The organism is Rhizobium brockwellii (assembly GCF_000769405.2).
Taxonomy (GTDB): Bacteria; Pseudomonadota; Alphaproteobacteria; order Rhizobiales; family Rhizobiaceae; genus Rhizobium; species Rhizobium brockwellii.
On the sequence record NZ_CP053439.1, the window covers coordinates 4,485,157 to 4,510,000 of the forward strand.

The 24,844-nt window shown below is 61.2% G+C and carries 26 protein-coding genes (1 of these 26 cut by a window edge); 10 read left to right on the forward strand and 16 right to left on the reverse strand.

Annotated elements, in window-relative coordinates; genetic code table 11:
• Positions 1–54: 54 nt before the first annotated feature.
• The 3 genes from RLCC275e_RS21895 to RLCC275e_RS21905 form a co-directional block, all read right to left on the reverse strand.
• Positions 55–507 carry an HPr kinase/phosphorylase gene (locus RLCC275e_RS21895; protein WP_033182056.1) on the reverse strand — a complete coding sequence of 151 codons (453 nt, stop codon included), beginning with the start codon at positions 505–507 and terminating at the stop codon, positions 55–57.
• Complete coding sequence (locus RLCC275e_RS21900; protein WP_033182057.1) at positions 504–2,294, reverse strand: sensor histidine kinase; 1,791 nt, start codon at positions 2,292–2,294, stop codon at positions 504–506. The genes RLCC275e_RS21895 and RLCC275e_RS21900 overlap by 4 nt, the downstream gene beginning before the upstream one ends.
• 185 nt (positions 2,295–2,479) lie before the next feature.
• Positions 2,480–3,214, reverse strand: a complete 735-nt coding sequence (locus tag RLCC275e_RS21905; RefSeq protein WP_197725694.1) for a response regulator transcription factor — start codon at positions 3,212–3,214, stop codon at positions 2,480–2,482.
• Between the two features lie 337 nt (positions 3,215–3,551).
• On the opposite strand from RLCC275e_RS21905, the gene RLCC275e_RS21910 reads away from it, so the two are divergent.
• The 3 genes from RLCC275e_RS21910 (at position 3,552) to RLCC275e_RS21920 (ending at position 6,324) form a co-directional block, all read left to right on the forward strand.
• Positions 3,552–5,162, forward strand: a complete 1,611-nt coding sequence (locus RLCC275e_RS21910) for a phosphoenolpyruvate carboxykinase (protein ID WP_033182058.1) — start codon at positions 3,552–3,554, stop codon at positions 5,160–5,162.
• 108 nt (positions 5,163–5,270) lie between these two features.
• Positions 5,271–5,711: an alternative ribosome rescue aminoacyl-tRNA hydrolase ArfB gene (gene arfB, locus RLCC275e_RS21915; RefSeq protein WP_033182059.1), complete on the forward strand. Its 441-nt coding sequence runs from the start codon at positions 5,271–5,273 to the stop codon at positions 5,709–5,711.
• A gap of 1 nt (position 5,712) precedes the next feature.
• A complete protein-coding gene (locus tag RLCC275e_RS21920) occupies positions 5,713–6,324 on the forward strand; it encodes an alpha-ketoglutarate-dependent dioxygenase AlkB family protein (protein WP_033182060.1) in 612 nt (203 codons plus the stop codon).
• A 13-nt stretch (positions 6,325–6,337) separates the two neighbouring features.
• Here the strand turns inward: RLCC275e_RS21920 and coaA are convergent, their stop codons facing one another.
• The 9 genes from coaA to hisB all read right to left on the reverse strand — a co-directional run bounded on the left by coaA (position 6,338) and on the right by hisB (position 11,846).
• Positions 6,338–7,333 carry a type I pantothenate kinase gene (gene coaA / locus RLCC275e_RS21925; protein WP_033182061.1) on the reverse strand — a complete coding sequence of 332 codons (996 nt, stop codon included), beginning with the start codon at positions 7,331–7,333 and terminating at the stop codon, positions 6,338–6,340.
• The gene (locus RLCC275e_RS21930) at positions 7,330–7,653 is read right to left on the reverse strand and encodes a phosphoribosyl-ATP diphosphatase (protein WP_017995608.1); all 324 of its coding nucleotides are present in this window, start codon (positions 7,651–7,653) and stop codon (positions 7,330–7,332) included. Before RLCC275e_RS21930 ends, coaA begins: the two co-directional genes overlap by 4 nt.
• Positions 7,654–7,670: 17 nt before the next feature.
• Positions 7,671–8,459, reverse strand: coding sequence for an imidazole glycerol phosphate synthase subunit HisF (gene hisF / locus RLCC275e_RS21935; protein ID WP_011649867.1), 789 nt, complete (start codon positions 8,457–8,459; stop codon positions 7,671–7,673).
• Positions 8,460–9,206: a 1-(5-phosphoribosyl)-5-[(5-phosphoribosylamino)methylideneamino]imidazole-4-carboxamide isomerase gene (hisA, locus tag RLCC275e_RS21940; protein ID WP_033182062.1), complete on the reverse strand. Its 747-nt coding sequence runs from the start codon at positions 9,204–9,206 to the stop codon at positions 8,460–8,462.
• 6 nt (positions 9,207–9,212) lie between these two features.
• Positions 9,213–9,770 carry a hypothetical protein gene (locus RLCC275e_RS21945; protein ID WP_033182063.1) on the reverse strand — a complete coding sequence of 186 codons (558 nt, stop codon included), beginning with the start codon at positions 9,768–9,770 and terminating at the stop codon, positions 9,213–9,215.
• Positions 9,767–9,949: a hypothetical protein gene (locus tag RLCC275e_RS21950; RefSeq protein WP_033182064.1), complete on the reverse strand. Its 183-nt coding sequence runs from the start codon at positions 9,947–9,949 to the stop codon at positions 9,767–9,769. Before RLCC275e_RS21950 ends, RLCC275e_RS21945 begins: the two co-directional genes overlap by 4 nt.
• A 127-nt stretch (positions 9,950–10,076) precedes the next feature.
• Complete coding sequence (hisH, locus tag RLCC275e_RS21955; RefSeq protein WP_033182065.1) at positions 10,077–10,727, reverse strand: imidazole glycerol phosphate synthase subunit HisH; 651 nt, start codon at positions 10,725–10,727, stop codon at positions 10,077–10,079.
• Positions 10,728–10,729: 2 nt separating this feature from the next.
• Entirely contained in the window at positions 10,730–11,215 is a 486-nt protein-coding gene (locus tag RLCC275e_RS21960) for a DUF2628 domain-containing protein (protein WP_033182066.1), read from the reverse strand.
• A 22-nt stretch (positions 11,216–11,237) separates the two neighbouring features.
• Positions 11,238–11,846: an imidazoleglycerol-phosphate dehydratase HisB gene (gene hisB / locus RLCC275e_RS21965; protein ID WP_033182067.1), complete on the reverse strand. Its 609-nt coding sequence runs from the start codon at positions 11,844–11,846 to the stop codon at positions 11,238–11,240.
• 156 nt (positions 11,847–12,002) lie between these two features.
• On the opposite strand from hisB, the gene hslV reads away from it, so the two are divergent.
• The 6 genes from hslV to RLCC275e_RS21995 all read left to right on the forward strand — a co-directional run bounded on the left by hslV (position 12,003) and on the right by RLCC275e_RS21995 (position 19,290).
• A complete protein-coding gene (gene hslV, locus RLCC275e_RS21970) occupies positions 12,003–12,530 on the forward strand; it encodes an ATP-dependent protease subunit HslV (RefSeq protein ID WP_012759582.1) in 528 nt (175 codons plus the stop codon).
• Positions 12,517–13,029, forward strand: coding sequence for a GNAT family N-acetyltransferase (locus RLCC275e_RS21975; RefSeq protein WP_033182068.1), 513 nt, complete (start codon positions 12,517–12,519; stop codon positions 13,027–13,029). The genes hslV and RLCC275e_RS21975 overlap by 14 nt, the downstream gene beginning before the upstream one ends.
• Positions 13,026–14,333: an ATP-dependent protease ATPase subunit HslU gene (gene hslU, locus RLCC275e_RS21980; RefSeq protein ID WP_018481385.1), complete on the forward strand. Its 1,308-nt coding sequence runs from the start codon at positions 13,026–13,028 to the stop codon at positions 14,331–14,333. The genes RLCC275e_RS21975 and hslU overlap by 4 nt, the downstream gene beginning before the upstream one ends.
• Positions 14,334–14,624: 291 nt before the next feature.
• Positions 14,625–15,572: a DUF1402 family protein gene (locus RLCC275e_RS21985; RefSeq protein WP_033182069.1), complete on the forward strand. Its 948-nt coding sequence runs from the start codon at positions 14,625–14,627 to the stop codon at positions 15,570–15,572.
• A gap of 48 nt (positions 15,573–15,620) precedes the next feature.
• Positions 15,621–17,033 (forward strand): cytochrome P450, encoded by a 1,413-nt coding sequence (locus RLCC275e_RS21990; protein ID WP_033182070.1) that lies wholly within the window; start codon positions 15,621–15,623, stop codon positions 17,031–17,033.
• An 85-nt stretch (positions 17,034–17,118) separates the two neighbouring features.
• Positions 17,119–19,290, forward strand: a complete 2,172-nt coding sequence (locus RLCC275e_RS21995) for a malate synthase G (RefSeq protein WP_033182071.1) — start codon at positions 17,119–17,121, stop codon at positions 19,288–19,290.
• 77 nt (positions 19,291–19,367) lie between these two features.
• On the opposite strand, the gene RLCC275e_RS22000 is transcribed toward RLCC275e_RS21995, so the two are convergent.
• Entirely contained in the window at positions 19,368–20,051 is a 684-nt protein-coding gene (locus RLCC275e_RS22000; protein ID WP_012759588.1) for a L,D-transpeptidase, read from the reverse strand.
• 179 nt (positions 20,052–20,230) lie between these two features.
• Here RLCC275e_RS22000 and RLCC275e_RS22005 point away from each other — a divergent pair, with 179 nt between their 5' ends.
• On the forward strand, positions 20,231–20,725 hold the full coding sequence (locus RLCC275e_RS22005) for an MmcB family DNA repair protein (protein WP_027682292.1): 495 nt from the start codon (positions 20,231–20,233) through the stop codon (positions 20,723–20,725).
• 23 nt (positions 20,726–20,748) lie between these two features.
• Here RLCC275e_RS22005 and RLCC275e_RS22010 read toward each other — a convergent pair whose 3' ends face one another.
• The 3 genes from RLCC275e_RS22010 to hrpB form a co-directional block, all read right to left on the reverse strand.
• Positions 20,749–21,327 carry an ActR/PrrA/RegA family redox response regulator transcription factor gene (locus RLCC275e_RS22010; protein WP_033182135.1) on the reverse strand — a complete coding sequence of 193 codons (579 nt, stop codon included), beginning with the start codon at positions 21,325–21,327 and terminating at the stop codon, positions 20,749–20,751.
• A 67-nt stretch (positions 21,328–21,394) separates the two neighbouring features.
• Positions 21,395–22,723: an ActS/PrrB/RegB family redox-sensitive histidine kinase gene (locus RLCC275e_RS22015; protein ID WP_033182072.1), complete on the reverse strand. Its 1,329-nt coding sequence runs from the start codon at positions 22,721–22,723 to the stop codon at positions 21,395–21,397.
• A 22-nt stretch (positions 22,724–22,745) separates the two neighbouring features.
• Positions 22,746–24,844, reverse strand: the 3' portion of a protein-coding gene (gene hrpB, locus RLCC275e_RS22020) for an ATP-dependent helicase HrpB (protein ID WP_033182073.1). It continues 367 nt past the right edge of the window; only the last 2,099 of its 2,466 coding nucleotides appear in the window; its start codon lies off the right edge, out of view — the gene reads right to left on this strand; it ends in the stop codon at positions 22,746–22,748.

The following is a 24,844-nucleotide window of genomic DNA, read 5'->3' on the forward strand; positions in this document are numbered from 1 at the left end:
AAGTGCAAGATAAAAATGCGAATATATAAGGCAGATTGACCAATCCGGAAGACCTCAGCGCCCGATATCCGGCACTTTTGCCATCAGGATCGCAAGGGGTGAGCAGACGCCTGTGAGCAACCGCAATGCGGGAAGCGAAAAATCGGCGGCAAGGCTCACCATTTCGCTCTCGGGAGGCACCCGGTTTTCACCCGTAGCGCTGCCTGGAAGCACGGCATAATGCATGGTCGCCCTGGGAATATGGTCCTGATGAACGATGCCGGTGCCGCGAAGCTCGATCAGCCCGGTGATCGACGGCGGGCACGTGGCAATCACCGCGCCGGCCTCTGCTGAGAGAAGAACCTGGTCGTCGGCGACCAGCGCCGTGAACAGTCCGAGGCGGCGCGCCTCGGTCATGCAGGTGAAGGCCAGCATCGATTTGCCCCAGCCGGAGGGGCCGCTGAACAGCAGCCCCGTCTTACCGACGACGATCGCCGTGGCATGGATGTTGAAGGCTGCTTCGGTCATGCTGCGGCGCCGACTGGCAAAGAGAGGATGAAGCGCGCGCCGAGCACATGCCCGCTCTCGGCATCGATGATGTTTTCGGCTCTCAGGGAACCGCCATGCGCTTCGGCTATCTGCCGGCTGATCGAAAGGCCGAGCCCCGAATTCTGGCCGAAACCTTCCGCCTCCGGCCGGTCCGTATAGAAGCGCTCGAAGATGCGGTCGATATTTTCCGCCTGGATGCCGGGGCCGTTGTCTTCGATCGTGGTGACGCAGCGCGAGCGTGTCCGCACCAGCCGCACGACAATCTTGCCGCCCTTTTCCGGCACGAACGAGCGGGCATTCTCGATCAGGTTGGCGATGATCTGGCCGATGCGTAGATCGTGGCCGTTGACGACGAAGCGTGTCTTGACGTTCGGCTTGCGTTCGATCGCATATTCGATTTCCACCTGCTTCTTGGTGCTCCTCACCTGGCGCGAAACCTCGATGAGGTCGCGCAGCAGCACCTCCATATCGACGGAGCCGGCATCGACGCGTGCGAGTTCGGCGTCGAGACGGGAGGCGTCGGAAATATCGCTGATCAGCCGGTCGAGGCGGCGGACATCGTGCTGGATGACGTCCATCAGCCGCTTCTTGGAATCGTCGGATTTGGCAAGCGGCAGCGTTTCGACGGCGCTGCGCAGCGAGGTCAGTGGGTTCTTCAGCTCGTGGCTGACATCGGCCGCGAAACTCTCGATCGCATCGATGCGGTCGTAGAGCGCCGTCGTCATCTCGCGCAATGCGATGGAAAGGTTACCGATTTCATCCTGACGGGCAGAGAAATCGGGGATCTCTTCGCGCGTCTTGGCGCCACGGCGGACGCGGATGGCCGCCGCCGAAAGACGGCGCAGCGGATTGGCGATGGTCGATGACAGCACCAGTGAAAGCAGCACGTTGACGAGTGTCGCCACGCCGAAGACGCGCATGATGGCAAGTCGCTCGGCATGGACGATATTGTCGATGTCGCCCGCCTGCGTCGACAACAACAGCACGCCGAGCACGGCGCGGAAGCGCTGGATCGGCACGGCGACGGAAACGATGAGTTCACCTTTTTCAGTGGTGCGCACGACTGCGCCGCGCACGCCGGTGAGCGCGTTCATCACTTCGGGATAGATCGAGCCGTCGCCGCCCGGCGCTTCCTTATAGAGCGGCAGATTGCCGGGCTGCAGCGCCTTGTTGAACAGGGTGGCGAACCACTCGCTCCAGGTCTGTTTCTCTTCCTCCACCGGCGGCAGGTCGAAGCGCAGCACCTGGCCGCGCGAATAGAGATGGCGCGAATCGAGCAGCAGGTTGGCATCGGCATCGAAGATGCGGGCGCGCGTGCGCGTCGGAGAGATCAGCCGGCGCAGGACCGGCGCGACCTTTTCGGGATCGATCGGGAATTCAAGGTCCTCGTCGTTCGGCACCGGGGTGATGCTCTGGCCGGCCTGCAGCTCGAGCAGCTTCTGCGGATCGATGGTAATCGAGTTGGTATCGACCGACGCCGAGGCCGAAACGGCGCCGGCGATGATTTCACCCTGCGTCAACAGGCTTTCGGCGCGGGCGTCGATCAACCCCTCGCGAAACTGGTTGAGATAGAGGATGCCGCCGACGAGCACCACCAGTGCGACCAGATTGAAGAACAGGATGCGCCGCGTCAGGCTCGAAAAGACGGCATTGCCGAAGATGCGGCGGATCAGGGTGAAGGGATGCGACCAACGGCGGCCTCGAACGCGACGGGTGCTCACGCCCTCCGCATCGTCCAGATCCCTTTCCTGCACCAACTGTGCCAATGACAGGCCCTTTCGAAGGGCGGGGCCGGATGGACCGGCCCGCAGCCCTCAATATTTCCGACAGCGCCGCGCGTCTTTTCAGACGCGCAAAGGACGCTGTGACATTTTGAACTGCTGCATAATTTAATCCTTAAATCGATGCCGATTTAGGAAATTATGCAGGAGCGCGCTGCGCCGCTCGGGGCTCAGGCTGCTTCGCGGAAGCGGTATCCCACTCCGTAGAGTGTTTCAATCATATCAAAGTCGTTGTCGACCATCTTGAATTTCTTGCGCAGCCGCTTGATGTGGCTGTCGATGGTCCGGTCGTCGACATAGACCTGTTCGTCATAGGCTGCGTCCATCAGCGCGTCGCGGCTTTTGACAACGCCGGGGCGCTGCGCCAGCGAATGCAGGATCAGGAATTCGGTCACCGTCAGCGTCACGGCCTCGCCTTTCCAGGTGCAGGTATGGCGTTCCTGGTCCATGACCAGCTGCCCGCGCTCCAGCGAGCGGGCCTGCTGCACTGCGCCGGTCTTCGGCGCGCCGGTGGGGCTGGTGCCGGCGGCGGCGGCTTCGCGGCTTGACGCGCGGCGCAGGACGGCGCGCACGCGCTCCACCAGCAGACGCTGCGAAAACGGTTTGGTGATGAAATCGTCGGCGCCCATCTTCAGGCCGAAGAGTTCATCGATCTCCTCATCCTTGGAGGTGAGGAAGATGACAGGAATGTCCGACTTCTGCCGCAGGCGGCGCAGCAGTTCCATGCCGTCCATACGCGGCATCTTGATGTCGAAGATCGCCAGCTGCGGCGGTCGCGCCAGCAGGCCGTCGAGCGCCGAGGCACCGTCCGTATACGTCTCGACCTTATATCCTTCAGCCTCAAGTGCGATCGACACCGAGGTGAGGATGTTGCGGTCGTCATCAACGAGCGCGATTGTCGGCATGGTGTTGGTCTCCGTCATCAGTGCGCAATCTCCCGGATTTGCTCTCCCCAGGCGGTCTCAGTGACCGGATGCGCTTATGGAGGATAAAGGTGGAACAAATTGTGGCAAAGATAAAGGGGAAGATTGCCGTAAAATTTGTCAGCAATTTTAAGTAGCACGTCAAAGTGTTTAAACGCGGTCGATTCAAACGATTTAAAATTGTGGCAATAAATTTAAATCGATTAATTGTTTGATATCACTGCATTTTTCCCAGTTTTCCATCTTGTGTTTTAAAATTTCTGCCCGTATTTTCACGTTCAGTTTTAACGGCAACGAGCCTGAGCGAAGGGAACTAGCCATGGAAATGTTCGGAGTTCATAACCCGGCAATAGAGCTGGCAACGGTTGGATTGGGCGGCGCAGCCAGCGTTCGCTACAACTTTTCCGCCGCCGCGCTCTATGAAGAAGCGATCCGCCGGGGCGAAGCCGAACTGACCGCTCAAGGCGCATTGCGGGCTATTACCGGCCAGCACACGGGCCGTTCGCCGCGCGACAAGTTCGTCGTTCGCGATATCAATACCGATGGCGAAATCTGGTGGGACAACAACAAGCCGATCTCGCCGGAGCATTTCGCCGTGCTGCGCGACGATATGCTGGCGCATGCCGCGGGCAAGGAGCTTTTCGTCCAGGATCTCGTCGGCGGCGCCGAGGAAGGCCATGCTCTGCCGACGCGCGTTGTGACCGAATTCGCCTGGCACTCGCTGTTCATCCGCAATCTGCTGATCCGTCCCGAAGCCGCAACGCTTTCCACATTCGTGCCGAAGCTGACGATCATCGATCTGCCGAGCTTCAAGGCCGATCCGGCCCGCCACGGCTGCCGTTCGGAAACGGTGATCGCCTGCGATCTCACCAACGGTATCGTCCTCATCGGCGGCACCTCCTATGCCGGCGAAATGAAGAAATCGGTCTTCACCGTGCTCAACTACCTGCTGCCGGCCAAGGGCGTGATGCCGATGCACTGCTCGGCCAATGTCGGCCCGGACGGTGACGCGGCGGTCTTCTTCGGCCTTTCCGGCACCGGCAAGACGACGCTTTCGGCCGATCCGGCCAGGACGCTGATCGGCGATGACGAACACGGCTGGAGCGAAAACGGTATCTTCAACTTCGAAGGCGGCTGCTACGCCAAGACCATCCGCCTCTCGGCCGAAGCCGAGCCGGAGATCTACGCGACGACGCAGCGCTTCGGCACCGTCCTCGAAAACGTCGTTCTGAACGAAGCCCGCGAGCCGGATTTCAATGATGGATCGCTGACCGAGAATACCCGTTGCGCCTACCCGATGGATTTCATCCCGAACGCATCGGAAACCGGTATCGCCGGCCATCCGAAGACGATCATCATGCTGACTGCCGACGCCTTCGGCGTGATGCCGCCGATCGCCCGGCTGACGCCCGACCAGGCGATGTATCACTTCCTCTCCGGCTACACTGCCAAAGTGGCCGGCACCGAAAAGGGTGTCGTCGAGCCTGAGGCGACCTTTTCCACCTGCTTCGGTGCACCTTTCATGCCGCGGCATCCGGCTGAATACGGCAATCTGCTCAAGGAGCTGATCGGCCGCCACGGCGTCGAATGCTGGCTTGTCAATACCGGCTGGACTGGCGGCGCTTACGGCACCGGCAAGCGCATGCCGATCAAGGCGACGCGCGCGCTTCTTGCTGCCGCCTTGGCTGGCGAACTCGGCAATGTCGAATTCCGTGCGGATCCGAACTTCGGCTTCGCCGTGCCTGTCGCGGTCAATGGCGTCGACGGCGGCATTCTCGATCCGCGTTCGACCTGGGCCGACAAGACAGCCTATGACGCCCAGGCCGAAAAGCTGGTCTCGATGTTCATCGCGAATTTCGCCAAATTCGAGGATCACGTCGACGGCGGCGTCCGTGATGCGGCCCCCGGCGTAAAGGTCGCTGCCGAATAAGCAGATCAAACCTCTGACTCACGTGAAACCCGGCATCGCAAGATCGCCGGGTTTTCCATGTCACAGCCGATATTTTCAATTCGCCGCCGATGTGAGATAGAACGCCGCATGGCCAGCGACGCGCTCTATATCGATGACAGGATCACCATCGCCGGATGGGAGCTGACGGAACAATTCGTTCTGGCAGGCGGCCCTGGCGGGCAGAACGTCAACAAGGTCTCGACGGCCGTCCAGCTGTTCTTCAACATTCCGAATTCGCCCTCGCTCAACGATCGGGTCAAGGCCAATGCGACCAAGCTCGCCGGCCGGCGTCTATCGAAGGACGGCGTGCTGATGATCGAAGCGAGCCGGTTTCGCAGCCAGGACCGCAACCGCGAGGATGCGCGTGACCGGCTGAAGGAACTGATCCTCGAGGCCGCCAAGCCGCCGCCGCCGCCGCGCAAGAAGACCAGGCCGACCAAGGGTTCGGTCGAACGCCGCCTGAAGGAAAAGTCCGGTCGCTCGGAAGTCAAGAAAATGCGCGGCCGCCCCGGCGGCAGCGGTGAATGATATGCCGGAACTCTTGAGCGGCATCCGCCATCTCCCCGGTTACCTCGACCGAGCGCGTCAGGAGGCATTGGTCGAGGTGATCCGTGCCGTCGTCGCCGAAGCGCCGCTTTATATGCCCGCCATGCCCGGCACCGGCAAGCCGATGTCCGTGCGCATGACCAATTGCGGGCCGCTCGGCTGGGTGACGGACAAAGAGCGCGGCTATCGCTACCAGCCGACGCACCCGGCAACCGGCCGCCCTTGGCCTGATATGCCGCAGCAATTGCTCGATATCTGGAATGATGTTTCAGGTTACGACAGGCCGCCGGAAGCCTGCCTCGTCAATTTCTACTCCGACGAAGCGCGCATGGGCTTGCATCAGGACAAGGACGAACAGGATCTCAAAGCCCCGGTCGTCTCGATCTCGCTCGGCAACAGCTGCCTCTTTCGCGTCGGCGGCCTCAGCCGCAATGATCGCACGCTATCTTTCAAGCTTTCGAGCGGTGACCTGGTCGTGCTGGGTGGCGAGGGGAGGCTTTGTTTCCATGGCGTCGACCGCATCCATCCGGCGACGCCGACGCTGCTGAAGAATGGCGGCCGCATCAATCTGACGCTCCGCCGCGTCAATCCCTAAAATATAGGCGTCGCTATAGTTTTCGCAGCGCGACCTGTTCGATCAGGTGATCCTTGCCCTTTTTCAGAATGAGATCGGCGCGCGGACGAGTCGGCAGAATGTTCTGGCGCAAGTTCTTCAGGTTGATGTTTGCCCAAAGATCCTCGGCGATTTCGAGCGCTTCCGCGTCGCTGATCGACGCATAGCGATGGAAATAGGAATTCGGATCGCGGAAGGCGGTCTCGCGCAGCCGCATGAAGCGCGTGACATACCAGTTGTGGATCTCGTCTTCCGCGGCATCGATATAGATCGAGAAGTCGAAGAAGTCGGAGACCATCGGCACGATCCTGCCGCCCGCAGGCAAGTCGCGCGACTGCAGCACGTTGATGCCTTCGAAGATAAGGATGTCGGGCCGGTCGACGATCTTGTATTCGTCCGGCAGCACGTCGTAGACGAGGTGTGAATAGCTGGGCGCCTTCACATCCGGCCGCCCGGCCTTGATCGCCGAGAGGAAGCGCAGGATCGCAGCCGTGTCGTAGCTTTCCGGAAAGCCCTTGCGCTGCATCAGCTTTTCCCGCTGCAGTACGGCGTTCGGATGGAGGAAGCCGTCGGTGGTGACGAGATCGACCTTCGGGCTGGAAGGCCAACGGCCCAGGAGCTCCTTGAGGATACGGGCGGTGGTCGATTTTCCCACCGCGACCGAGCCGGCGATGCCGATGACGAAGGGCGTCTTCGTCACATCGGACAGGCTGAGGAAGCGGTTGCGCTGTTCAAACAGCATCTGCGAGGATTCGACATGTGCCGAAAGCAGTCGCGACAGCGACAGATAGATGCGCCGGACCTCGTCGAGATCAATGGGATCGCCCATCGAACGCAGCCGTTTGACCTCGTCGCTCGTCAGCGTCAACGGCGTATCGGCGCGGAATTTCGCCCATTGTTCGGAAGAGAAGAAGTGGTAGGGCGAATAGGATTCCGACTGGAAGTGATCCAATGTTTCCGGCACCCCGATAATCTCAGTCGCGATACTCATGAACTCTGCCGGCTGGCCTTTTCCTTGAGGCCGGACTGCGCGGTTCTGCGCTCGAGCTCGGCCATGACATTCTCTAACGGTATTTCAGCAATCTTCAATACGACCAATAGGTGATAGAGCACATCGGCGGCCTCGTAGGTCAGGTTGTCGCGGTCGCCGGTCACCGCCGCCATCACGGCTTCGATCGCCTCTTCGCCGAGCTTCTTTGCCGCTTTCGGCTGGCCGGCAGCCACGAGCTTGGCTGTCCAGGATTGCTCCGGCGAGGCTTTCGATCGTTCTTCGACGATGCTCTCGAGATCGGAAAGGGAAAATCCGCTCATGGGTCTGCTTTCAAGGTTCAGTCGAGACGCATGTCGATGCCGCACTTCGACATATAGTGCTTCGCCTCGCTGACGGAATAGGTTCCGAAGTGGAAGATCGACGCGGCGAGGACGGCATTCGCATGCCCCTCCTTCACCCCGGCGACGAGATCGTCGAGATCGCCGACGCCGCCGGACGCGATGACCGGCACACGCACCGCATCGGCGATCGCCCGCGTCAGCTCCAGATCGTAGCCGACCTTGGTGCCGTCGCGGTCCATCGAGGTGACCAAGAGCTCGCCGGCGCCGCGCGCCACCATTTTCTGGGCAAATTCGACGGCATCGATGCCGGTCGCGTTGCGGCCACCATGCGTATAGATTTCCCAGGCGCTGAGATTGTCGCCGCCGACCGCCTGGGTGCGCCGGCGCTTGGCGTCGATCGAGACGACGATGCACTGGTCGCCGAACTTGTCGGCCGCCTCAGTGACAAAGTCGGGATTGCTGACGGCCGCCGAATTGATCGAGACCTTGTCGGCACCGCACAGCAGCAGCTTGCGGATATCGGCGATGGTACGCACCCCGCCGCCGACCGTCAGCGGCATGAAGCATTGGTCTGCCGTGCGCGACACGACATCGAAGATCGTCTCGCGATTGTCCGAGGAAGCGGTGATGTCGAGGAAGCAGAGTTCGTCGGCGCCGGCCGCATCATAGGCCTTCGCGGCTTCGACGGGATCGCCGGCATCGACGAGATTGAGGAAGTTGACACCCTTGACGACGCGGCCGTCCTTGACGTCGAGGCAGGGAATGACACGGGCCTTGAGGGTCATTTATGCGGTCTCCTTGGTCCGGGCCGCCTGGATCAGCGCCAGCGCTTCCTTGGGATCGATACGGCCGTCATAAAGCGCACGGCCTGAAATCGCCCCTTCCAGCTTCCGAGCATCGGGCTCCAGCATGCGGCGGATATCGTCGAGAGAGGCAAGGCCGCCCGAGGCGATGACGGGAATGGAAACCGCGTCGGCAAGTTCCAGCGTCGACGTCCAGTTGATGCCGGCCAGGATGCCGTCACGGTCGATATCGGTGTAGATGATCGCGGCGACGCCGGCGCCCTCGAATTTTCTGGCGAGCTCGATGATACCGAGTTCGGAGGCCTCCGCCCAACCCTCGACGGCCACCTTGCCGCCCTTGGCATCGATGCCGACGGCGACATGGCCGGGAAATTTCCGGCAGGCCTCGATGACCAGCGCCGGATTTCTGACCGCGACGGTGCCGAGAATGACGCGCCGCAGCCCGCGCGACAGCCAGGCCTCGATATGATCGAGCGTGCGAATGCCGCCGCCGAGCTGCACCGGATTGTCAGTTGCCTTGAGGATCGTTTCGACGGCATCGCCATTGGCCGAATGTCCCGCAAAGGCGCCGTCTAGATCGACCACATGCAGCCATTCGAAACCCTGGTCTTCGAAGGATCGCGCCTGGGCGGCCGGGTCGGTGTTGTAGACCGTTGCCTGTTGCATGTCGCCGAGCTTCAGGCGGACGCATTGGCCGCCTTTCAGGTCGATCGCGGGAAAAAGGATCATCTCGTCTTACGTCCGTAAAGTGGTCGGTACCATCAGCGCATTCCACGCATCTACGATATCCGAGCGGAAAAAGACAGCGGCAATGGTAGCCGCGCCGAAAAGCAGAAGGAGCAGCAGCGTGACGGCAAAACCGGCCCGGACCTGACGCCAGAAGCCCAGGCGCCTCTTGATCGATTTCTCGATGTTTCGCACCTGGCGCAGGGCATCGCTGTTGACGGCGGTCAGCCGGATCTGCGGCTCCATCGCCTCGACATAGGTTTCGGCATAACTCGAAAGGATCTGCGAGGCGCGGTCGCGCAGCGTATTGCGCAGGTCGGTCGAGAGATAGTTGCTATTGACGGCGGCAAGCTCAGCCTCATCGGGCGAACGCCCGGCGTTCCGCTTGCGATGGCTGAGAACGAAATCGCGCTTTTGCCGCTCGTAGAGTGCGTAGGCGAGCAGGCCGATCAGATCGTCCTCGCCATCGATATAGAATTCCAGCACGGCCTCGGCGATGTCGCCGGCGCTGACCCCGTTTTGCCGCCGGCTCGAACCGTCGTTTGCGGGGAAAGAGTCATGGATCATCGGTCCAGCCTTTCTTTCAGCGCCTTGGCTGCATTGGAAAGCGCCTTCCTGTGGATGGCTTCGTCGACACGGCGGATGATCGTGCCGCCGGGAAGCTTGATATCAGAAAAGGGTGGCAAGCCTTCCCTGGAGGGCCGCAACGTGTAGAACACCTTGGCTGATTTCCGTGAAGCCGGCATCGAGCTCACTCCTGTTCCGCCGTTTCCATACAGAGGAAATACGGCGGCTGTATTAAAGGCCAGCCCTTGGAGCAATTCCAGCAAAACTGTGTAGCGGTTTTGTCTCCGGAATTGGGTGAACAATGCTCTACGGGTTCCAGCGCAGGAAATTGGCGATCAGGGCCAGGCCGAGCTTCTGACTCTTTTCCGGGTGAAACTGTGCTCCGACCATGTTGTCGCGCCCGACGAAAGCGGTCATCGGACCGCCATAGTCGGTCGTCGCAATAACATCCTCGGCGTTTTCGGCGGCAAGATGGTAGGAATGCACGAAATAGGCATGCAGCCCGTGCGACCCCGTCGGAATTCCTTCGAAGAGCGGATGTTCGCGCTTCAGGTCGAGCGTGTTCCAGCCGATCTGCGGGATCTTGAGTGTCGGATCATCCGGCGTCATCTCGACGACATTGCCGGGAATCCAGCCGAAACCGTGCGTCACGGTCTTCTCGAGACCGCGCGAGGACATGAGCTGCATGCCGACGCAGATGCCGAGGAACGGCCGCGCCTTCTTCTCGACAGCTTCGATCAGCACCTCAGCCATCCCAGGCACGGCATCGAGGCCGCGCCGGCAATCGGCATAGGCGCCGACACCGGGAAGCACGATACGATCGGCCGCGGCAACATCCTCCGCCCTGTCGGTGAGATCGATATGGGCATCGATGCCAGCTTCGCGGGCGGCACGCTCGAAAGCCTTGGTCGCCGAGCGCAGGTTACCGGAGCCATAGTCGATAATCGCGACGCGCATCGTCAGCGTCCTCCATCAAAACCAAAGAGACCAAGCGATGTTGCATGGCCGTGCGGGCTGTTCGGACCGGCTTTGTTCTGCCAGTCCGGTGCCGCGGCGTCGTCACTAGCTGCGATGGCCGCCCTGTCCGAGAAATAGATCTGCTCAGCAACGCCGATCGTATCGGCGGCAATGAGCGCGTCTTCGTTCCAGCCCTTGGCAGCAAGGTTGCGGACACGGAAATTCTGGCCCTCGAGACCGACCAGAATATTCACGCCCAGCAGGATTGCCGCCCCCGCCGGCCCGAGGCCCGGTTCGTCCATCAGCGCACCGCCAATCCCCTGTAGCAGAAAGGCGGCGGCCGCATGCAGCCAAAGCCGATGGGCCAGCAGCCAAACCCATGGAAACAGGAAGCCGAGCAGCGTGAAGCCATCGCGGATGGTTCGCGTCTCATCGGCCGTGGCGCTCGTGCCGCCGGGCGGTGTCAGAAAGATATAGCTGGATGTCATTGCCGCCGCTCCCTTGAAGGGCTCAGACGAGCGTGCCCTTGGTCGAGGGAACACGGCCCGCCTGTCTCCGATCGATCTCTGTCGCCGTGCGCAACGCGCGGGCAACGGCCTTGAAGCATGTCTCTGCAATATGGTGATTGTTGGCGCCATAATGGTTGAGAATATGCAAGGTGATGCCGGCATTCTGGGCGAGCGCATGGAAGAACTCGCGAACGAGCTCGGTATCGAAAGTGCCGATCTTCGGAGCGCTGAAGGCGACATTCCAGACGAGGAACGGCCGGCCGGAAAGATCGACCGCAGCCTTGGTCATCGTCTCGTCCATGGCGAGATCGATCGAAGCGTAGCGGGTGATGCCGCGCCGGTCGCCGAGTGCCTTGGAGATCGCCTGGCCGATGGCGATGCCGGTATCTTCGACCGTATGATGGTCGTCGATATGCAGGTCGCCCTTGGCATCGATCTCCATGTCGAAGAGGGAATGTCGCGAAAGCTGGTCGAGCATATGGTCGAAGAAGCCGACGCCCGTCGAGATCGTCGATTTGCCGGTGCCGTCGAGATTGACGGAAACGGAAATCGAGGTTTCGTTGGTCTTGCGGGAAACGCTGCCCGTGCGGCTTGCTGCGGTCTCGGCCATATGGCCCTCCATCGGGAATAAGGCCGTTCCTTATCAGGCGCATCGGGAAATATCCAGAAGCCGGGGAAGAGAAAAGCCGGCCCATTTGCAATCCGCTCCGGCCAACTTACATAGGGCTCAACAGGGCCGGTATGCGGCCCGGCAGACAGGTGTTTTATGACAACAATCATTACAGTTCGAAAAGGCGGCAAGGTGGTGATGGCGGGCGACGGCCAGGTGAGCCTCGGCCAGACCGTCATGAAAGGCAATGCCCGCAAGGTGCGCCGCATCGGCAAGGGCGAAGTCATCGCCGGTTTTGCCGGCGCCACCGCCGATGCCTTCACCTTGCTCGAAAGGCTCGAAAAGAAGCTGGAGCAATATCCCGGTCAGCTGATGCGCGCCGCTGTCGAGCTCGCCAAGGACTGGCGCACCGACAAATACCTGCGCAATCTCGAAGCCATGATGCTCGTCGCCGACAAGTCGATCACGCTGGCGATCACCGGCAATGGTGACGTTCTGGAGCCGGAGCATGGCACGACGGCGATCGGTTCCGGCGGCAATTTTGCCCTCGCGGCCGCCCTCGCACTCATGGATACCGACAAATCGGCCGAGGAGATCGCCCGCCGCGCCCTCGATATCGCCGCCGACATCTGCGTCTACACGAACCATAATGTCGTGGTGGAATCGCTGGATGCCGAAGGCTGAACCCTATGCCTTCCGGCCGCTTGCCGCGACTGACCTGCCGCTTCTCGCCCAATGGCTGGAAAGCCGGCATGTCAGGCGCTGGTGGAGCGATCCGGCCAAGGCGCTGGCTTCGATGGAAAAGCATATCGATGCGGCCTCCGTCTCGTGCTTCATCGTCACGCTTGACGGAAAGGACTTCGCCTTTATCCAGGCGGCCGATCTCGACGACGTGGACGATGAAGCGCTCGCCGGTCAGCCCAAGGGCACCTGCGGCATCGACCAGTTTATCGGCATCGAGGAACTCGCGGGCAAGGGTCACGGACCGGCCTTTATGGTAGGGTTCTGCAATATGCTCTTTGCAAAGGGCGCGCAGCGCATCCTCGTCGATCCGCATCCTGACAATGCATTCGCAATCAGAGCCTATACCAAGGCGGGCTTTCAAGGACTTGGCGAAACAACGACTAATTACGGCCGGGCGCTGTTGATGGCCCTGGACCGCCAGGAGAATGAGACGCAATGACCACTTTTTCCCCCCGCGAGATCGTTTCCGAGCTCGATCGCTATATCATCGGCCAGCATGATGCCAAGCGCGCCGTTGCGATTGCGCTACGCAATCGCTGGCGCCGCCAGCAGCTCGACCCGAGCCTGCGCGATGAAGTCATGCCCAAGAATATTCTGATGATCGGCCCGACCGGCGTCGGCAAGACGGAGATCTCTCGCCGCCTGGCAAAACTTGCCGGCGCACCCTTCATCAAGGTGGAAGCCACCAAGTTCACCGAAGTCGGCTATGTCGGCCGTGATGTCGAACAGATCATCCGTGACCTCGTCGAGGTCGGCATCGGCCTGGTGCGCGAGAAGAAGCGGGCCGAAGTGCAGGCCAAGGCGCATGTGAGTGCCGAGGAGCGTGTTCTCGATGCGCTGGTCGGCACGACAGCATCGCCTGCCACGCGCGAAAACTTCCGCAAGAAGCTCCGGGACGGCGACCTTGACGATAAGGAAATCGATATCGAGGTGGCCGATGCCGGTTCCGGCATGGGTGGCTTCGAAATTCCCGGCATGCCGGGCGCCAATATCGGCGTGCTGAACCTTTCGGAAATGTTCGGCAAGGCGATGGGCGGGCGCACCAAAAAAGTCCGCACCACAGTCAAGGCCTCCTATAGTGACCTGATCCGCGACGAATCCGACAAGCTAATCGACAACGAAGTGATCCAGCGCGAGGCCGTTCGCTCCACCGAGAATGACGGCATCGTCTTCCTTGACGAAATCGACAAGATTGCAGCCCGCGATGGCGGCATGGGTGCCGGCGTTTCTCGCGAAGGCGTCCAGCGCGATCTCCTGCCGCTCGTCGAAGGCACGACGGTCTCGACCAAATACGGGCCGGTCAAGACGGACCATATCCTCTTCATCGCCTCTGGCGCCTTCCATGTCTCCAAGCCATCGGATCTTCTGCCGGAACTGCAGGGCCGCCTGCCGATCCGTGTCGAATTGCGTCCGCTGAACAAGGAGGATTTCCGTAGAATCTTGACCGAGACGGAAGCGAGCCTCATCCGCCAGTACCGCGCGCTGATGGAAACCGAGAGCCTGAGCCTCGAATTCACCGAGGACGCGATCGACGCGCTTGCCGATGTCGCCGTGCATCTGAACTCCTCCGTCGAGAATATTGGCGCACGCCGGCTGCAGACGGTGATGGAGCGGGTCCTCGACGATATTTCCTACAACGCGCCGGATCGGGGCGGGACGGCCGTGACGATCGATGCCGCCTATGTCCGCGAACATGTCGGCGATCTCGCACAGAATACCGACCTGTCGCGCTTCATTCTGTGATATCGGCGCACCGCTTCATGTCTTTCCCGGTATGAATGACGGATTGTGACGAACGCCACTCTCGACAACGGGCCTTTTACTTTCTACTGCATAATTCCCTAAATCGGGATCGATTTAGGGATAAAATTATGCAGCAATTCAAAGTTCTACAGCGTCCTTTGCGCGTCTGAAAAGACGCGCGGCGCTGTAGTGAAGGCCCGTTTTGTTTTCTGCTCGGCTTTATTCGGCCAAGATTCTGGTCCAGGCAGCCGCATCGCAAACAGGACGATGGAACGGACGGGATAACGGATCGTGCGACGCCTTTTGACAAGCCTTATGATTGCCGTTGCCCTGGTGAATTCGGCGCCTGCCTTCGCAATGCAGACGGTGCCGGCCGGCAATCGTCACGCCGAGCAGCCCGATATTCCGGGCGCTTCCATCAGGCGCACCAAGGGCACCAAGAGCAGCTTCGATCTGAAATACGAAAAGGTTCATGAGCTTCTGGCGACCGATCGCGAGCTGATGAGCAAGATCCGCAAGATCTCCAGCGCCTACGGCATCAATCCCATCCATGTCGTCGGCGCGATCGTCGGCGAACACACCTATAATGTCGACGCCTACGACCGGCTGCAGGCCTATTATGTCAAGGCTGCCTCCTATGCCGGAGAAAGCTTCCGCTTCGCCTATGACGGCGAAAACGTCGACGAATTCGTGGCGCGGCCGCAATTTGCCGAATGCAAAAGCAAGAGCGATTCCTACACGCTCTGGTCCTGCCGCGAAGATGTCTGGGAAACCGATTTCCGCGGCAAGACGGTGGGTGGTACGAGCTTCCCCAACAACCGCTTCAGCGCAGTCTTCTTCCAGCCCTTCTATGCCGGTCAAACCTTCGGCCTCGGCCAGGTCAATCCGCTGACGGCGCTGATGCTCTCCGATCTCGTGACCCGCGTGTCGGGTTATCCGAAGCTGAACGAGAAGAATGCCGGCGCCGTCTACAAGGCCATCATGGATCCCGATATCTCGCTCGCCTTCGTCGCGGCCTCGATCCGCAGGTCGATCGACGATTACAAGGAGATCGCCGGCATGGATATCTCGGGCAATCCCGGCCTGACGGCGACGCTCTATAATGTCGGCAATTCGCGCCAGCGCGCCGCTGCCCTTGCTGCGAAGAACCGCGGCGCCGGTGCGACGGTTTGGCCGGAAGAGAATTATTACGGCTGGCTGATCAACGACAAGCTGGACGAACTTAAGGGCCTGCTCTAGCTTCAAGCTTGCCGGGAAGGCGTAGATCTTCCCCGAAAGGCTTTTACGATGGACATGCGTCCGGACCCCTTCGTCCCGCCAGCACCGCTGCCGCGTACCGTGCCGCCGAGCCGGCTTGAAATCATCCGCATCATCCTGCGCAATCCGCTCGAACTCTGGGGCGAGCCGTCCTACACGCTGCCTTGGATCCGCACCAGTTTCTTTGGCCAGAGGACGCTGATCGTCAACGATCCCGGCCTGATCAAGCATGTGCTGGTCGACAATGCCAATAACTACCGCATGTCGGATGTGCGCCAGCTCGTCCTGCGTCCGATCCTCCGCGACGGCCTTCTGACCGCCGAAGGTCCCGTCTGGAAAAGATCGCGCAAGGCAGTGGCGCCCGTTTTCACGCCTCGTCATGCCCAAGGCTTCGCCGGGCAGATGCTGCGCCAGTCCGAAGACTATGCCCGTAAATATGAGAGCGCAGGCAAGACAGGCGCAATTTTCGATGTCAGCACCGACATGACCGAGCTGACCTTCGCGATTCTGGCTGACACGTTGTTCTCCGGCGAAATCGTCACCTCGAGCGGCCATTTCGCCGATGATGTCAATGAACTCCTGCATCGCATGGGCCGCGTCGATCCGATGGATCTGATGCGCGCTCCGTCCTGGGTTCCACGTGTGACACGCATCGGCGGCCAGAAAGTGCTGGAGAAATTCCGCGCTATCGTGCGCAACACGATGGATATGCGGCTCGCAAAGATGAAGGCAGACCGCAGCAGCGCGCCGGAGGATTTCCTGACCCTGCTCCTCGAACAGGCAGGCCCTGAGGGGCTGACGAAGGAGGAGATCGAAGACAATATTCTGACCTTCATCGGCGCGGGTCATGAGACCACAGCCCGGGCATTGGCCTGGACGCTGTATTGCGTCTCGAACAGCCCGCATATCCGCCAGGCGATGGAAGAAGAAATCGACGCGGTGCTCGCCAATGGGGCCGAACCAGTGGAATGGCTGGATATGATGCCGCAGACGCGCGCAGCCTTCGAGGAGGCTTTGCGCCTCTATCCGCCGGCACCGTCAATCAATCGCGCCGCCATATCGGATGATTCCTGGACAAGCCCCAAGGGTGAGCGGGTCGAGATCGAGGCCGGTGTCACGGTGCTGATCATGCCCTGGACGTTGCATCGCCACGAACTTTACTGGGACAGGCCGCGCGCCTATATGCCCGAACGCTTCCTGCCGGAAAATCGCGGCTCTATCGGCCGTTTCCAGTTCCTGCCTTTCGGCGCCGGTCCGCGCGTCTGCATCGGTGCAACATTTGCACTTCAGGAGGCGGTGATCGCCCTTGCCGTCCTGATGCATCGTTATCGTTTCGATTCCACCGATCAGACCAACCCTTGGCCGGTGCAGAAGCTGACGACGCAGCCGCAGAACGGGCTGCCGATGCGCGTGACACCGCGCATAATTTCCACGAGGGCATAAATCTTTCGAATTGTTGCAGAATTGACTATGAATGAAAGCCGGGCAAAGTGGCAGCATTCAAAGTCGTTGCCAGGGAGAATGTCGCATGAGCCGCGTTGATAAGAACGGTCTTGCCATCGAAACCGTCCTTCATGATTTCCTCGTCAAGGAGGTGCTGCCGGGTCTGGCGGTCGATGCGGACAAGTTCTTTGCCGATTTTTCGGCCATCGTCCACGATCTCGCCCCGAAAAATCGTGCGCTGTTGGCAAAACGCGACGACCTGCAGGTAAAGATCGACGACTGGTACCGCCGGCATGGCGCCCCCACGGATATGGACGACTACCAGTCCTTCCTCCGCGAAATCGGCTATCTCCTGCCTGAGGGTTCGGACTTCCAGGTTTCGACCGAAAATGTCGATCCGGAGATCGCCTCGATCGCCGGCCCGCAGCTCGTCGTTCCCGTCATGAATGCCCGCTATGCCCTGAACGCCGCCAATGCCCGCTGGGGTTCGCTCTATGATGCGCTCTACGGCACGGACGCGATTCCCGAGAGCGACGGCGCCGAAAAGGGCAAGGGCTACAATCCGAAACGCGGCGAGAAGGTCATCGCCTGGGTGCGCGATTTCCTCGATACATCAGTGCCGCTGCAGGACTGCCGCTGGAAGGACGTCGGAAGCTTCGCCGTCAAGGATGGAGCGCTGGTCGTCAGATCGATCGATGGCGAGCAGGCAATGCTGACGGACGGCAAACATTTTGCCGGCTATCGCGGTGACGCCGCCGCTCCGACGCATATTCTCCTGAAGAATAACGGCATTCACATCGAAATCGTCATCGATGCGGCGACGACGATCGGGAAAGCCGATCCGGCTTATATTTCCGATGTCTGGCTGGAATCGGCAATTACGACGATCATGGACTGCGAGGATTCGATTGCCGCTGTCGATGCCGAGGACAAGGTCGTCGTCTATCGCAACTGGCTCGGCCTGATGAAGGGCGACCTGCAGGAAGAGGTGGCAAAGGGCGGAACGAGCTTCATCCGCAAGCTCAACCCGGATCTGCAATATGCCGGCCCAGATGGTGCCGCCTTCGAGGTGCACCGCCGCTCGCTGATGCTGGTGCGCAATGTCGGCCACCTCATGACCAACCCGGCGATCCTCGACCGCGACGGCAACGAAGTGCCTGAAGGCATCATGGATGCTATGATCACCGGCCTGATCGCGCTTTACGATATCGGCCCCTCCGGCCGGCGGAAGAATTCCCGCACCGGCTCCATGTATGTGGTCAAACCCAAGATGCATGGGCCGGAAGAGGTGGCCTTCGCCGTCGAAATCTTCTCGCGGGTCGAAGATGCGCTTGGCCTGCCGCGCAATGCCATCAAGATGGGCATCATGGACGAGGAGCGCCGCACGACCGTCAACCTCAAGGAATGCATCCGTGCCGCCCGTGAGCGCGTCGTCTTCATCAATACCGGCTTCCTCGATCGCACCGGCGACGAGATCCACACGTCGATGGAAGCCGGCCCGATGATTCGCAAGGGCGACATGCGCCAGGCGGCGTGGATTTCCGCCTATGAGAACTGGAACGTCGACATCGGCCTCGAATGCGGCCTTGCCGGCCACGCCCAGATCGGCAAGGGCATGTGGGCGATGCCGGATCTGATGGCGGCGATGCTCGAACAGAAGATCGCCCACCCGAAGGCCGGCGCCAACACCGCCTGGGTGCCGTCGCCGACGGCCGCAACCCTGCACGCCACCCATTATCACCGGGTCAATGTCGCCCGTGTTCAGCAGGGACTGAAGGATCGCGCCCGCGCCAAGCTCTCCGACATTCTCTCCGTGCCGGTCGCGGTGCGGCCGAACTGGACGCCGGAGGAAATCCAGCGCGAACTCGACAACAATGCCCAGGGCATCCTCGGCTACGTCGTGCGCTGGGTTGACCAGGGCGTCGGCTGCTCGAAGGTGCCCGACATCAACAATGTCGGCCTGATGGAAGATCGCGCGACGCTGCGCATTTCGGCCCAGCATATGGCGAACTGGCTCTATCACAAGGTCGTCACCGAAGCTCAGATCGTCGAGACGATGAAACGCATGGCGGCCGTCGTCGACGGGCAGAATGCGTCGGATCCCGCCTATCAGCCGATGGCCGGCAATTTCGATGATTCGATCGCCTTCCAGGCCGCCCTCGATCTCGTCTTGAAGGGTAGGGAACAGCCGAACGGATACACCGAGCCGGTGCTTCACCGCCGCCGCCTCGAGCTCAAGGCGAAACAGGCCGCGTGAAGGCTTGACGGAGAATGCAAAAAAGCCGCCGGGACGACAGTCCGGCGGCCTTTTTTATACCGAATTCGGCAATTAGCTTACTGAATGACCACGACCTTGGACGTGCCCTTGCCGGGACGGACGCGGCTGTACAGGTCGATGACATCCTGGTTCATCAGGCGAATGCAGCCCGAGGAAGCGGCGGTGCCAATCGAGGCCCATTCCGGCGTGCCGTGCAGGCGGAAGAGCGTGTCCTTGCCGTCCTCGTTGAAGAGATACATGGCGCGCGCGCCGAGCGGATTGGTGAGGCCCGGGCCCATGCCGTCTTCGACGTACTTGGCGAGATCAGGCCGGCGGACGGCCATTTCCTTTGGCGGGTGCCAGTTCGGCCATTCCTGCTTCCAGGCGACGTAGGCTGTGCCGGCCCATGCGAAGCCCTGCTTGCCGACGCCGATGCCGTAGCGCATCGCCTTGCCGTTGGCCAGGATGTAATAGAGGAAGCGTTCGCGCGTGTTGACGATGATCGTACCGGGACGCTCGGTGGTCTGGTAGCTGACGACCTGGCGGCGGAACTGCGGCTTGACCCTGTCGATCGGGATCGCCGGCAGGGAGTATCCGGCATCCTTCGTCACGCCGTAGGCGTCGTTGAAGATCTGTGCTGTCTGTACCGTCGGGCCTGCGCCCTTGTCGTCGACGGATGCGCTGTCTGATGTCGTAGAGCAACCGGCCAGAGCGAGCGTCGCCAGCAGGCCAAATACAGGGAATGCATTGCAGATGCGCATGGATGACTCTTGAAGTTTTGGGGCAAGGAGAATGGTCTTTCGACCATCGTTGATTATGGTTTATTTTCGATTAACTTGCGCTTTGCAAGGCTACTGCAGCGCGACAAATCCGTCTGCCGCGCAAATTAGAAGCGCATGGTTTTTTTGCAACAACACGCCAGCCCCTCTGATGGTTATCCATGACGATTTTGAGCGTTTACAATAACAATCCGTTAATCGATGGCCGGCAATCGGACAGGGCCATGATGGTACGGCGCGGAACGCAGATATTGCTGCATGAAATGCGCCACGCCGTGCTGCCCGAATTGCCGCTGGCCAGCGGCCGCCGTGCCGATCTGATCACTCTTTCGGAAAAGGGCGAGGTCTGGATCATCGAAATCAAGACGTCTATCGAGGATTTCAGGGTGGATCGGAAATGGCCGGAATACAGGCTGCATTGCGACCGTCTATTCTTTGCGACTCACAAGGATGTGCCGCTGGAGATCTTTCCCGAGGAATGCGGACTGTTCCTGTCGGATGGTTATGGCGCCCATATGATTCGCGAGGCGCCGGAACACCGCATGGCGCCGGCCACGCGCAAATCCGTCACGCTCAACTTCTCGCGTGCTGCCGCACAAAGGCTGATGATGGCCGAATGGGCGAGCGGAAAACCGTTCACCGTGGACGACGTCTAATTATAAGCGCGCGATGCGCAGGTCTATTTCGGCGCGCGTTTGGCAAGGATACGCTGCAGCGTCCGCCGGTGCATGTTGAGCCGGCGCGCCGTTTCGGAAACATTGCGCTCGCACATTTCATAGACCCGCTGGATGTGCTCCCAGCGCACGCGGTCGGCTGACATCGGATTTTCGGGCAGCTCGGCCTTTTCGCCCGGCCGCTGCGTCAGCGCCGAAAACACGTCGTCGGCATCCGCAGGCTTTGCCAGGTAATCGACGGCGCCGAGCTTCACGGCCGTGACCGCCGTTGCGATATTGCCGTAGCCAGTCAGCACGATGATCCTGGTGTCGTCGCGCCGCTGGCGGATAGCCTCGATGACGTCGAGCCCATTGCCGTCGCCGAGCCGAAGGTCGACCACCGCATATTTCGGCGGCCTGCCTCTCGATTTCGCAACACCCTCCGCAACTGACTCGGCCGTCTCCACTTGGAAACCGCGCGTCTCCATCGCCCGTGCCAGGCGGCGCAGGAACGGCCCGTCGTCGTCGACGATCAGCAGGCTGGCGTCGGGACCGATATGGTCTTCGTTCGACGCGGCGAAATTGTCATGATTCTGTTCTGTCATCGTCTCGGTCCCGGCGGTTGAGCGCCCGATCTGCGTCAACCGCTATATCCTGTTTATGCCGACAAAGTCATTTTGTCGAATTTGCGTCGATCAGCATGCGCGGCCATTCGATTCGGATACGCGCGCCCGCACTTTCCGGATCGCGGTTCTCGAAAATCAGCGATGCGCCCGAGCGCTCCAGCAGCGTCTTGGCGATGAAAAGCCCGAGCCCGAGCCCGCCCGCCGTATCCTCTTTCTGCCGCTTGGTCACATAGGGCTCGCCGATCCGCGTCAGAATATCGGGCGCATAACCGTTGCCATCGTCCTCGATGACGATCAGCACTTTGTCGTGATCGTGCTCGACAGTGACGATCACTTTCTCCCGCGCATAATCGACGGCGTTTTCGATTAGGTTGCCGAGCCCGTACATGATGCCGGCATTGCGGTCGGTGACCGGCTCACCCTTGCGCGGGCTCTTTTCGATGAGCTCGAGGGCGATACCGAATTCCCGGTGCGGGGCGACGATCTCCTCGATCATCGATGAAAGCGGCAGGCGGCGCATATGCGCCTCGCCTTCCGAGGAAAGCGTCGTCAGCCGCCGCAGGATGTCGCGGCAGCGTTCGCTCTGGCTGCGCAGCAGCATCACGTCCTCGCGGAAACGATCGTCATCCTTGAGTTCCCGCTCCATTTCCTTGGCGACGACGCTGATCGTCGCAAGCGGGGTACCGAGCTCATGGGCCGCCGCAGCCGCCAGCCCATCGAGTTGCGAGAGATGCTTTTCCCGCTGCAGCACCAGTTCGGTCGCAGCCAGCGCATCGGCAAGCTGGCTCGCTTCCATCGAGACCCGATAGGCATAGAAGGCGGCAAACGCCATCGTCGAGGCGATCGAGCACCAGACACCGAACTGCATGACGTTGTGCACATTGATCTCGACCCCGTCGAACCAGGGCAGCGGGAAGGGCGAAAAGGCCAGCACCGTGATGCAGACCATCGCAAAGCCGATCAGCGCGGTGCTGTAGCGGATCGGCTGCGAGGCAAAGGAAATGATAACGGGCACGCAGACGAGCGCTGCGAAAGGATTGGCAAGGCCGCCGGTGATGAACAGCAGCGCGCAGAGCTGCAAAAGGTCGAAGCCGAGCAGCGCAAAGGCGGCTGGCGGCTCCAGCCGATGCGTCGGTGGATAACGGATCGTCAGGTAGAAATTCACCCAGGCAAGAGCGGCGATCAGCGAAGAGCTGGCAATCAGCGGCAAGGGAAAGTTCAGCCAGAAGGCAACGATGAAAACCGTCAGCGCCTGTCCGCCGACGGCAAGCCAGCGCAGCCGCACCAATGTCTGCAGGCGCAGCCTGCGGCTGTTGTGCCGGTCCTCCAGCGTATAGCCTTCCTTGTTGTCGATCATGCCAGGCTTGTCGATCATGCCGAGGGCTCCTTGAACGGCCTCATGTACCACGCGGTTTTGACCGTGTCGTCGGCAACGCATCCTCTGGCCGCTCCGGCCAGGGATGCCGGGGATAGCGCCCGCGCATATCAGCACGCACATCCCTCCACGAGCCGGCCCAGAAGCCCGGCAGGTCGCGTGTCGTCTGGATCGGCCGGTGCGCCGGCGAGGTGAGCTCGAGCAACAGCGGCAGCCGGCCACCGGCAATGGCTGGATGCTGCTTCAGCCCAAACAGCTCCTGCACGCGGATCGTCAGCACCGGCTCCTCGCCCTCATACTGGATCGGATGCCTTTGGCCGGTCGGCGCTTCGAAATGGGTCGGCGCAAGCCGGCTAAGGTCGCGTTGCAATTCGTGCGGTACCAGCGACATCAGTCCGTTCGAAAGCCCGGCTGCGGAAATCTCCGAAAGGCCGCGGGCCTCCGTCTGGAAGGGTGCGAACCAGTCGTCGAGCCGGGAAAGCAGGGCATTATCGCTGACATCGGGCCAGGGCTCGCCGATCGTCCGATGAAGAAATCCGATCCGCTCGCGAAGCTGCACGGCCTCCTTCGAGAAGGCAAGCTGATCGACCCCCAGCTCACGCACTGCCTCCACCAGTGCCTGGGTGACCGCTGGCCCGGAAGGTCGCGGCAACGGCATCTCTTCGAAGACGATGGCGCCGAGCCGCGTTGCCCGCCGCGCCCGGATTTGCCGGCTCTGTCGGTCGAAGAATATCTGGTCGCCGGTTTTGATCTCACCGGGCAACTCGGCTTCGATGTCGCCGCGTGTCACCTCGGCTGCCGCCAGAACCCGCGCCTGCGCCGCCCGTCCGGTCAGGTCGGCAATCACCAGCATCTGGCTGCCGGCCAGCCTCTCGGTTTCCGGCAGCTCCGCTCCGCGCCCGTTCGCCATCACGAATCGGCCGCGGCCGCCGCGCTGAAGTGCAATTCGATCTGGGAACGCATGCAGCAGCAGTTGGCCTGCAAGCGTCGGCGCCGTTGCGGCAACGCTGTCGAGGCCACTTGCCAGCCGTCCTGCCAGCCGCCTTGAAGCCTCGGCTCTCTCGCCCCGCTCGGCCTTGAAGCGTCGCAACCGCTCCTCGATATCGATACTCGTTCCGCCAAGCCCCTGTTCGGTGAGAAGCACGGCGATCATCGCCGCATCCCGAGCGTGTCCCGCTTCTCCCGCCAATACGACCATGGCGGCAAGTCGCGGCGGCAAAGCGAGATCGCGCATAACCTTACCCCGCGCTGTCAGCGCTCCGTCCTTGTCGAGCGCTCCGAGCTGGCCAAGCAGAACCCGCGCCTCCCTCAGCGTCGTTTCCGGCGGTTGATCGACGAAGGCAAGCGATGCCGGATCCTGAACGCCCCAATGCGCGAGATCGAGCACCAGCCCTGAGAGATCGCTGGAAAGGATCTGCGGTGGTGTGAAGGCCGGCAGTGCTGCCGTCTGTCCCTGGTGCCATAGCCTTATGGCGATACCCGGCTCCGTTCGTCCGGCACGGCCGGCCCGCTGATCGGCGGAAGCCCGCGATACGCGCACTGTCTCCAGCCGCGTGATGCCCGTCGACGCCTCGAACACCGGCAGGCGCTGCAGCCCGCTGTCGATCACGATCCTGACACCGTCGATGGTGATCGATGTTTCGGCGATCGATGTCGCAAGCACGATCTTGCGCGTCCCCAGGGATGCCGGCCGGATCGCTGCATCCTGCTCCTTCTGGCTGAGATTGCCGTAAAGGGGCGCAATGAGCGTCTCGGCTCCGAATCGCCCCTGCAAGCGTTCCACGGTCCGGGTGATTTCCGCCTGGCCGGGCAGGAAAGCGAGGATCGAGCCGGTCTCATTGGCATGCGCATCGAGTATCGCCCGCGTCACCGCATCCTCGATACGCTCGCCGCCCGGCCGATCCTGGTAGCGGATATCGATCGGAAAGCTGCGTCCCAGGCTTTCGATAACAGGTGGATGGTCGAGCAAGCCGGCCACGCGTTCGACATCGAGGGTCGCCGACATCACCAGGATGCGCAGATCCTCGCGCAGCGCCGACTGGACGTCGAGCGCCAGCGCGAGTCCGAAGTCTGCATCCAGCGAACGCTCGTGGAACTCGTCGAAGATCACCACGGAGACAA

What these genes read in the sequence shown, in the direction of transcription:
- RLCC275e_RS21895 (WP_033182056.1), bottom strand. Translation starts at nt 507, where the DNA reads ATGACCGAAGCAGCCTTCAACATCCATGCCACGGCGATCGTCGTCGGT.
- RLCC275e_RS21905 (WP_197725694.1), bottom strand. Translation starts at nt 3,214, where the DNA reads ATGCCGACAATCGCGCTCGTTGATGACGACCGCAACATCCTCACCTCG.
- RLCC275e_RS21910 (WP_033182058.1), top strand. Translation starts at nt 3,552, where the DNA reads ATGGAAATGTTCGGAGTTCATAACCCGGCAATAGAGCTGGCAACGGTT.
- arfB (WP_033182059.1), top strand. Translation starts at nt 5,271, where the DNA reads ATGGCCAGCGACGCGCTCTATATCGATGACAGGATCACCATCGCCGGA.
- RLCC275e_RS21920 (WP_033182060.1), top strand. Translation starts at nt 5,713, where the DNA reads ATGCCGGAACTCTTGAGCGGCATCCGCCATCTCCCCGGTTACCTCGAC.
- coaA (WP_033182061.1), bottom strand. Translation starts at nt 7,333, where the DNA reads ATGAGTATCGCGACTGAGATTATCGGGGTGCCGGAAACATTGGATCAC.
- RLCC275e_RS21930 (WP_017995608.1), bottom strand. Translation starts at nt 7,653, where the DNA reads ATGAGCGGATTTTCCCTTTCCGATCTCGAGAGCATCGTCGAAGAACGA.
- hisF (WP_011649867.1), bottom strand. Translation starts at nt 8,459, where the DNA reads ATGACCCTCAAGGCCCGTGTCATTCCCTGCCTCGACGTCAAGGACGGC.
- hisA (WP_033182062.1), bottom strand. Translation starts at nt 9,206, where the DNA reads ATGATCCTTTTTCCCGCGATCGACCTGAAAGGCGGCCAATGCGTCCGC.
- RLCC275e_RS21945 (WP_033182063.1), bottom strand. Translation starts at nt 9,770, where the DNA reads ATGATCCATGACTCTTTCCCCGCAAACGACGGTTCGAGCCGGCGGCAA.
- RLCC275e_RS21950 (WP_033182064.1), bottom strand. Translation starts at nt 9,949, where the DNA reads ATGCCGGCTTCACGGAAATCAGCCAAGGTGTTCTACACGTTGCGGCCC.
- hisH (WP_033182065.1), bottom strand. Translation starts at nt 10,727, where the DNA reads ATGCGCGTCGCGATTATCGACTATGGCTCCGGTAACCTGCGCTCGGCG.
- RLCC275e_RS21960 (WP_033182066.1), bottom strand. Translation starts at nt 11,215, where the DNA reads ATGACATCCAGCTATATCTTTCTGACACCGCCCGGCGGCACGAGCGCC.
- hisB (WP_033182067.1), bottom strand. Translation starts at nt 11,846, where the DNA reads ATGGCCGAGACCGCAGCAAGCCGCACGGGCAGCGTTTCCCGCAAGACC.
- hslV (WP_012759582.1), top strand. Translation starts at nt 12,003, where the DNA reads ATGACAACAATCATTACAGTTCGAAAAGGCGGCAAGGTGGTGATGGCG.
- RLCC275e_RS21975 (WP_033182068.1), top strand. Translation starts at nt 12,517, where the DNA reads ATGCCGAAGGCTGAACCCTATGCCTTCCGGCCGCTTGCCGCGACTGAC.
- hslU (WP_018481385.1), top strand. Translation starts at nt 13,026, where the DNA reads ATGACCACTTTTTCCCCCCGCGAGATCGTTTCCGAGCTCGATCGCTAT.
- RLCC275e_RS21990 (WP_033182070.1), top strand. Translation starts at nt 15,621, where the DNA reads ATGGACATGCGTCCGGACCCCTTCGTCCCGCCAGCACCGCTGCCGCGT.
- RLCC275e_RS21995 (WP_033182071.1), top strand. Translation starts at nt 17,119, where the DNA reads ATGAGCCGCGTTGATAAGAACGGTCTTGCCATCGAAACCGTCCTTCAT.
- RLCC275e_RS22000 (WP_012759588.1), bottom strand. Translation starts at nt 20,051, where the DNA reads ATGCGCATCTGCAATGCATTCCCTGTATTTGGCCTGCTGGCGACGCTC.
- RLCC275e_RS22005 (WP_027682292.1), top strand. Translation starts at nt 20,231, where the DNA reads ATGACGATTTTGAGCGTTTACAATAACAATCCGTTAATCGATGGCCGG.
- RLCC275e_RS22010 (WP_033182135.1), bottom strand. Translation starts at nt 21,327, where the DNA reads ATGACAGAACAGAATCATGACAATTTCGCCGCGTCGAACGAAGACCAT.
- RLCC275e_RS22015 (WP_033182072.1), bottom strand. Translation starts at nt 22,723, where the DNA reads ATGATCGACAAGCCTGGCATGATCGACAACAAGGAAGGCTATACGCTG.